Annotated in this window: 8 protein-coding genes; 2 read left to right on the forward strand and 6 right to left on the reverse strand. The window is 55.7% G+C overall.

Features of this window, described 5'->3' with window-relative positions; all coding sequences use genetic code 11:
• Positions 1–200: hypothetical protein (locus tag ACPGUT_RS15230; RefSeq protein WP_423992829.1), on the reverse strand; the 200-nt coding region annotated here is incomplete at its 3' end.
• Positions 201–452: 252 nt separating this feature from the next.
• Here ACPGUT_RS15230 and ACPGUT_RS15235 point away from each other — a divergent pair.
• Positions 453–992: an RNA polymerase sigma factor gene (locus tag ACPGUT_RS15235; protein ID WP_423992831.1), complete on the forward strand. Its 540-nt coding sequence runs from the start codon at positions 453–455 to the stop codon at positions 990–992.
• Positions 989–2,959 (forward strand): vWA domain-containing protein, encoded by a 1,971-nt coding sequence (locus ACPGUT_RS15240; RefSeq protein WP_423992833.1) that lies wholly within the window; start codon positions 989–991, stop codon positions 2,957–2,959. The genes ACPGUT_RS15235 and ACPGUT_RS15240 overlap by 4 nt, the downstream gene beginning before the upstream one ends.
• A gap of 275 nt (positions 2,960–3,234) precedes the next feature.
• On the opposite strand, the gene ACPGUT_RS15245 is transcribed toward ACPGUT_RS15240, so the two are convergent.
• The 5 genes from ACPGUT_RS15245 to ACPGUT_RS15265 form a co-directional block, all read right to left on the reverse strand.
• Entirely contained in the window at positions 3,235–3,969 is a 735-nt protein-coding gene (locus ACPGUT_RS15245; RefSeq protein WP_423992835.1) for a glutamine amidotransferase, read from the reverse strand.
• 118 nt (positions 3,970–4,087) lie between these two features.
• Positions 4,088–4,540, reverse strand: a complete 453-nt coding sequence (locus ACPGUT_RS15250) for an Hsp20 family protein (RefSeq protein WP_423992837.1) — start codon at positions 4,538–4,540, stop codon at positions 4,088–4,090.
• Between the two features lie 139 nt (positions 4,541–4,679).
• Positions 4,680–5,498, reverse strand: coding sequence for a trypsin-like serine peptidase (locus ACPGUT_RS15255; RefSeq protein WP_423992839.1), 819 nt, complete (start codon positions 5,496–5,498; stop codon positions 4,680–4,682).
• 13 nt (positions 5,499–5,511) lie between these two features.
• On the reverse strand, positions 5,512–6,855 hold the full coding sequence (gene glcF, locus ACPGUT_RS15260) for a glycolate oxidase subunit GlcF (RefSeq protein WP_423992841.1): 1,344 nt from the start codon (positions 6,853–6,855) through the stop codon (positions 5,512–5,514).
• Between the two features lie 3 nt (positions 6,856–6,858).
• Positions 6,859–8,037 (reverse strand): FAD-binding protein, encoded by a 1,179-nt coding sequence (locus ACPGUT_RS15265; RefSeq protein WP_423992843.1) that lies wholly within the window; start codon positions 8,035–8,037, stop codon positions 6,859–6,861.
• Positions 8,038–8,122 lie beyond the last annotated feature (85 nt).

Consider the following 8,122-nt stretch of genomic DNA (forward strand, 5'->3'; position numbering starts at 1 on the left):
GAAGCCAAAAGATTTGTGATGAAATCACTCAGAGCTTGCTGCCGGATTTCATTTGTTTCGGAACGCAACAGAACCATATGCAGATTGTCCGGGTACAAGGTCGATGATCCGCCACTTTTCATCGTGAGAGCGAGAGAGTTATCCTGAAAATCCAAAATCGCACCCACTACATCCGGACGCTGCAGTAGCTCCTGCTGCATAAGATGTAATGTATCCGATAGGGTGTCGGGCGCCGATGGCCCCTCGGCGAAGCTGGGAAACGCTGTCGCGCAGAAAAGGAAAATAGAAAGAAGAGTATGTTTCATCTGGTTTAGTCGCTTTTCAGTCTAACCCATTTAGAATTATCCGATTATCCCCTTTCGACAATCTTTTTAAGCCAGCCCCCGCCAAAAAACTTTGTCGGTCTCACCAGGGATTGACCTTCGGGGCGCGTCATAGTCTGTGATATGCGTATGAATGTTGATGACAGAGAACTTGCGCTGGCGGCGGCTGGTGGCGACGGGAAGGCCTTTGGGGTTTTGCTGGGGCGGCATTACGATCGCCTGTTTGGCCTGTGTTTTCGCCTGACCGGCACCAAGGCCGATGCCGAAGACCTGACTCAGGATATATGTGCCGCCCTGCCCGCCAAACTGGCCGCGTTCCGGGGAGATGCGAAATTCACAACTTGGCTGTACCGGGTTGCCGTGAATGCGTCGCATGATCGTCGTCGCCGCCAACAGACCCATGCCCGTCATGCCGAGGGCTGGGGGGACTGGGAAATAAACCGCCAGGATGCAATCCGGGAAGAAGCCGAGGCACGCGATTGGCTGACTCAGGCCATGTCCGCCCTGCCCCAGGATCTGCGCGACACGCTTGCGTTGACCATGGATCAAGACCTGACCCAGGCCCAAGCGGCCGAGGTATTGAACGTGACAGAAGGCACCGTAAGTTGGCGGATCTCGGAAGTGAAAAAACGCCTGAAAGCAATGCATAAAAAGGAGGCCGCATCATGAATGATGAATTTGACCTCGATAAGCTGACATCAGACATGCAGGCCGCGACACCTAAACCGGATGCTGCAAAACGTGACGCTGATATTGCGCTTGCGACCATGAATTTTGAAAAACTTCACGCAGCCCGCCAGGGATCTGCCGATGACCTGCGTCCTATTCCTGAAGCCGCCCGAAGACCGGGCCTAATTTCAGGAGCACGTGAAATGTTTAAAAGACTTTCCACCAAAGGCGCATTGGCCGCGACCACCTCAATCGCAACCCTGGGCGTGGCGTTGATTGTTGTCTTGCCAAATTTGAACCCGAATGACGCGCGCCTTGCGCAAAAATCTGAACCTATCCCAATGCCCATCGTCGCTGAGCCCATCGTAGAAATGACCGCAGAGGTGGATCAGATAGCCGTTGAAGTATCGCCGGTCATAGCAATGGATGAGGTCCAGATGGCCGATGAAATGGCCCTCTCCGCACCCATGGCTGGCGCGGCCCCGATGACACGCATGAACCGTGGTATTGTTGCTCAGGACGCTTTCAGCAGCTCCGTCATGCCACAACCCGACATTATGTCCCAACCCGAGGCCAATACCGAAACCTTTGCCAACGAGGCCCCTAATCCGCTGAAAATCACCACAGAGGAACCGGTTTCAACATTTTCGATTGATGTGGATACGGCTTCTTATGCGATTGTACGCTCGTCCCTGATGCGGGGGTACTTGCCACCCGCAGAGGCCGTACGTGCCGAGGAAATGGTCAATTATTTCCCCTATGATTACACGCTCCCCTTGGATGATGCGCCCTTTGCCACAACGGTGACAGTGACGGACACGCCTTGGAACACGGGCACGCAGCTTGTGCATATTGGCATTCAGGGCGAAATGCCCGAGATTGCGGAACGGCCGCCGCTGAACCTTGTGTTTCTGATTGATACCTCGGGTTCTATGAACAGTCCGGATAAACTGCCCCTTCTGGTACAAAGCTTCCGTCTGATGTTGTCGGAACTGCGCGCCGAAGACAGTGTCGCGATTGTCACCTATGCAGGCAGTGCCGGGCAGGTTTTGGCACCGACCCCCGCCAGTGACAGTGCGGCAATCATGACCGCGCTAACCAATCTGCAGGCTGGCGGATCAACTGCCGGACAGGCCGGTTTGCAACAAGCTTATCAGGTCGCGGAAGCCATGACCAAGAAGGGGGAAATCTCTCGTGTGGTTCTGGCCACCGACGGTGATTTCAATGTTGGTTTGTCCGACCCCGGTGCATTGAAAGATTACATTTCCGACAAACGCGACAGTGGCACATATCTGTCTGTTCTGGGCTTTGGGCGTGGCAACCTGGATGACGCAACCATGCAGGCGCTTGCACAAAACGGCAATGGCACCGCGTCCTATATCGACACATTGCAAGAGGCGCAGAAAGTGTTGGTGGATCAGCTGTCCGGCGCGCTGTTCCCGATTGCAAATGATGTGAAGATCCAGATGGAGTTCAACCCAGCCGAGATCGCAGAATATCGCCTGATCGGCTATGAAACCCGTGCTTTGCGCCGTGAGGATTTCAACAATGACGCGGTGGATGCCGGTGAAATCGGCGCAGGCCATCGTATCACCGCGATCTATGAAGTGACACCAGTGGGGTCAGACGCGGTTCTGAATGATCCGCTGCGCTACGGCACGGGCGAACTGCCTGACGGCAATGGCGAGCTGGGTTTTCTGCGCCTGCGCTATAAAAATCCGGGGGAAGACGTCAGCAACCTGATCGAGACTCCCGTTGCCATTGGGTCGTCAGACGCCGGATCCGAGGCCAACTTCGCCATCGCGATGGCAGGATTTGCGCAGCTTTTGCAAGGGTCTGATTATCTTGGCGACTGGGGATATGATCAGGCGATTGATCTGGCCAATGCCCATAAAGGTGCGGATGAATTCGGCTATCGCGCCGAAGCCATCCGTCTGATGCGTCTGGCGCAAAGCCTGACGCAATAAGCCTTCATTTATCCACGCAAAATACGCCGCATGGGCTTTATGCCTGTGCGGTTTTTCTATGTGTTCATCTGTGGATCTGCTGGGCCGTTTGATAAAAGAGGCGGCGCCGCCATCCGGAAAAGCTACTTTGGGCGTCTTAGCCCCATGCATTGAACGGTTCACTGCGGTCCCTGGAGTGTTTTATGTTCCAATCAGGACTGTTTCCGTAGGTTGCGAACCGGCTGGCCCGCGGTGTCATGACGTGATAAAGATGGCCACAAAAGGTTGAGAAAATATCAGGCCTGCGTACGGTACCTGGCCACAAAGCGGTGCAGGATTTTTTCTGGCACGGTGACATCTGCGGCCCTGCACATTTTGATCAGCCGGTCGGCGTCTTCCGGTGGGAAATAGCCTTTGTGTTTGTAGATATTAATCCGATTTTCAAAACCCTGCGCATCGGCTTCGGGGTGGAACTGCGTTGCATAAACATTCCGCCCATAACGCACCATCTGATAACGGCAGGTCGGGGATGTCACCAGCTGAACGGCACCATCTGGCAGTTCCTGCAACGCTTCTTTATGACCAACAAATGCCTGCCATGTGCCTGTCATCCCCTCGACCAGCGGATCATCGGCCACCACTTCGCATTGCGCCGTGCCCGCGACTTCGCCCCATTTTTCCTTGCTGACCGTGGCGCCAAGGCTGTGGCCCAAAATCCCGATGCCATAACAGCAGCCCATAAAGGGAAAATCGCGCGCCGTGATTTCGGGCATCAAAGACAGGCAGGCCTGTTCGATCTTTGCATCCATCGCGCTTTTGTTAAGGGGATCATCGGATACACACCCAGGGCCACCGCCAACAATCACCCCAGAATAATGAGACAGGTCAATGTCATCCGGGATATCTTCCTGATCAAGACGGATGCGGTGCACCTCATCTTTCTGCAGGTTCCCGAATTTCAGAAAAGCCGCAAATTCATCATCGGCAGCTTCGGTTTCCGGGCGCAGTTGCAGGATCAGAAAAGGTTTCATGGTGTCTCCGTTTTTGCCTTTCTGACGGCAAGCGGTGCAAAAGGCAATCACGCAGCAAAAAGGCGCGCCCGAAGGCACGCCTTGATGTGAACACACGGGAATGCGTTCGGGAGGAAACTTATTCGGCCGCCTGAAGTGCCGGTTGCTGAGACGTCGCAATTTCGATGCGACGGGGTTTCAGGGCCTCGGGCACTTCGCGGGCCAGTTCGATATGCAGCATGCCATTTTCATGACTTGCCCCATGCACACGCACGTGATCCGCCAGGTGGAAACGACGTTCAAATGCGCGGTTGGCAATGCCGCGATGCAGCCAGGTTTTTTCGCCATCTTCCGGTGCCTTGCGGGCCGATACGATCAGGGCGTTTTCGCGCACTTCGACGTTCAATTCATCTTCAGAGAACCCGGCGACAGCCAGCGAGATGCGGTAAGCGTCGTCATCGGTTTTCTCGATATTATAGGGGGGATATGTCGGCTGTGCGCCATCATTGCTAAGCACGCGATCCATCATGTCAGCGACCTGATCAAAACCAACAGAGGCACGATACAGCGGGGAAAAATCAAAAGCTCTCATAGGGTTACCCTTTCATAGCGATAACAGTAACGGCCCTCCGAATGGACGGACCTGTGTTCCCGGACCCATCTGGCATCCGGTTGATATCGACATATGACTGATTTTCCCGGTTTCAACCCTGCCCCCGGAACCAGGCGAATTATGGCCGTAGGAATTTGGCACCAGACCCATTGCGGCTGCTGTCCGGTGTCAGACGATTTACGCCAATTCCCTGCGCGCGGGGTTGTGCGTTTATTTCAGCCAGAAGCAAATCCATCCGCCCATCCAGAACCGTCGAGATCGCGACCTGCCGATTGTCGAACTGCCCAGTTGCCGAAACCACGGACACAACCGTGGCGATGCCATTTTCGATCCGCAAAACCGGCGCCCCGGATGACCCCGCCGCGACCGAACAGGTCAGGATCAATGCCCGTCCTTCGCGCGCTTCCACAGCGCAGGTTTCTTCCAGTGCTGGGCTTTCCCTGCGGTCATGCGCATAAGATACGACCCCGACGTTTTCGCCCGGCCCCGGGCTTATTCCCAGTGCAAATGGCGTGACCGAAAAACTGCGGATCGGCCTATCTAACATCAGCAAAGCGACATCAGATTCAACCTGTGACCGATTACCTGAATCTGGATTATATTGAGGTATAACAGCCAGATAACGCCCTTTTCGCACGGCAGAAGGCCGCCCCGCACGCAGATCTGCCAGGAATTCAATTTGATCGGGGTCAAACCGTCGGTGGCTGTCAGGATCATACACGCAATGGGCTGCAGTGATAACGATATCATCCGCAATCAGCGCCCCGGAACACATGATCTGATCTGCAATGTGAAGCTGTCCAACGCCGCTCCAGTTTCGGGCATCTTCCCCGCTTAGCAAAGATCGCAAACCCGAGGGCGCAGAGGAACCTTCCTGCGCCATGCCCCAGCCGGAACACCCCAGGCAAATCAACATTGATATGAACAACCGGCGCATGTCGCCCCCGTAATTACCGCAGGCGCGGCACCTCAGGATGTGGGGCAGCGCCATTCTGCGCCTGAAGAAACGCGGGAGGCACAGGGCCACCCGTCGCCCAGTCAAGCAGCTCTACCGTATGCGCAACAGGGACCTCGGCGCCAGAGCCGATTTGCATCATGCACCCGATGTTGCCCGCGGATATCACATCAGGGTTAATTTCAGCCAGGGTTTCCAACTTGCGTGCTTTCAACTGGCCGGAAATTTCAGGCTGCATCAGATTATAAGTGCCCGCCGAGCCACAACACAGATGCGCATCACGCGGTTCTGCCACGGTGAACCCGGCATTTTTCAACAGGGCTTTCGGATGGGTTTTGATCTTTTGCCCGTGTTGCAAGGAACAGGCCGCGTGATAACCAACCTTCATGCCATGGGCCGGGTGGTCTTGTGCCATGGCGGGCAGGTCCAATTTCATCAACACCTCTGACACATCCATCGCAAGGTCCGACACCCGCGCCGCCTGTGCCGCCATTTCCGTGTTGCGCAACATATAGCCGTAATCCTTGACCGTTGTGCCGCATCCCGAGGTGTTGATCACGATCGCATCAAGGGGTTCTTTGTCATCCTCTGCCAGGAAGGCGTTGATGTTATTCGCCGCCGCTTTGTGGCTGTCATCTTCGCGCCCCATATGGTGGGTCAACGCGCCGCAACACCCTTGCTTATCAGCGATCACCACCTCGCAACCAAGACGGCGCAGCAGGCGAATGGTCGCGTCATTGATATCCGTGTTCAGGGCCTTTTGCGCACATCCCGTCATCAGGGCGACGCGCATTTTGCGCGGTGCTTGGGCGGCGAACACTTGCGGGTCGTCATTGCGACTGACCGGGGGGATCTGTTTGGGTGCCATTTCCAACATCGCGCGCAGACGTGGATCGGGCATGAAACGCGCCAGGGGTCGCATGATTTTCGCACCCAACAGCGCCAAACGGAACCTCCCAGGATAGGGCAAGATCATCGCCAGCACGCCGCGCAACAGACGTTCCATCAGGGGGCGTTTGTAATTCTCCTCAACATAGGTGCGGGCGTGATCGATCAGATGCATATAATGCACGCCAGATGGGCAAGTCGACATGCAGGCAAGGCAAGACAGACAACGATCAATATGTTTGACGGTTTTGGCATCAGGCTTGCGTTCATTTTCCAGCATGTCCTTGATCAGATAAATCCGCCCACGCGGGCTGTCCAATTCATCCCCAAGCACCTGATATGTCGGACAAGTCGCCGTGCAAAACCCACAATGCACACAGGCCCGCAGGATCTCATTCGCGCGTTCCGTGGCTGGGTTCTCAAGCTGTTTTTCTGTGAAGAATGTTTGCATGATCTACCCCATCAGCCCGCTGTTCAGAATGCCCCGCGGATCAAACTGCCCCCGCAGGCCGGATTGTATTTTGGCAAGGGCGGGGGATTGTGGCTGAAAACGACATAGCTCCTGCTTGAGGCCCGGTGGGACTTTCACAAGCAACGCATCACCACTTTCCAGACCTGCATTGTGCTGCAGATGCGCATGCAACACCCTGACACCCTCATTGGTATCGGTTGTGAAGCCGTCATCACCATAGGAAGCAGCAAGCTTGAGGTGGTGTTCATTCGCAGCAATCCACAATTGCCCTCCTCCATGATCAAGAAGCACGTCGTATTCATGCATCTTATTCAGGCAATCCAAAAATTCAGGGGCATCACTTGGTTTCATTGAGATGCGCCAGGCGGCCAGATGATCTGCAAACATAGTCAGATCACGCAGATCGGCCCAACGTGCGCGGCTTCCCTCGCCCCGGCTTGCGATTTCCACGCCCGTCAGTTCCGCCAATTTTCCGGCGCGATATGTCACAGAGGCCTCAAACCCCTCAATCCGCAAAAGCGTCTCACCACCCGGAATATGAACCGCGCCCGTCACCTCAAAAGGCGAGCCAAGTGCCTGCGCCATACTGGCCTGTGCTGTGGCCACGCTCTGTCCTGAAATCGCAAGCGTCGCCTCAGTTTCGGGGCGTGGCAGCACCTTCAAAGACACCTCGGACATGACCCCAAGCGTACCGTGACTGCCCGCCATCAGCTTCACCAAATCGTAACCGGTGACATTTTTCATCACGCGCCCACCATTTTTCACGACCTCACCTGCGCCATTCACAAAACGTACGCCCAACAGGTGATCCGCGCAATTTCCAAGGGCAATCCGTGCAGGCCCTGCACTGTTGGTTGCCACGATGCCGCCCAATGTCGTTTCGCCAGATGTGCCCTGAAGCCTATTCAAGCGGCGTGGTTCAAACGCCAGACGCTGACCTTCTTTTTCCAAGAGATTTTCCACCTCTGTCAGGGTCGTACCTGCGCCCGCCACCAGCGTCAGTGCGCCTGGGTCATACAGGGTCACCCCCGACAGATCGGTCGTTTCCAACACATCACCCCCACAGCGCAATCCGCGCGTGCCCCCCCCCTGAACACACAGCGGCCCATCCGTTGCCCGGATCATTTCGGAAAGCTCAGCTTCATTTTTCGGCTTCATCATCTTCATCTTGCTCCAAATACTCCGGGGGAGTCAGCTTGCTGACGGGGGCAGCGCCCCCTCACGACGTTTCTCAGTATGGGCCAGC

Source organism: Halocynthiibacter sp. (assembly GCF_049608145.1).
Taxonomy (GTDB): Bacteria; Pseudomonadota; Alphaproteobacteria; order Rhodobacterales; family Rhodobacteraceae; genus Halocynthiibacter.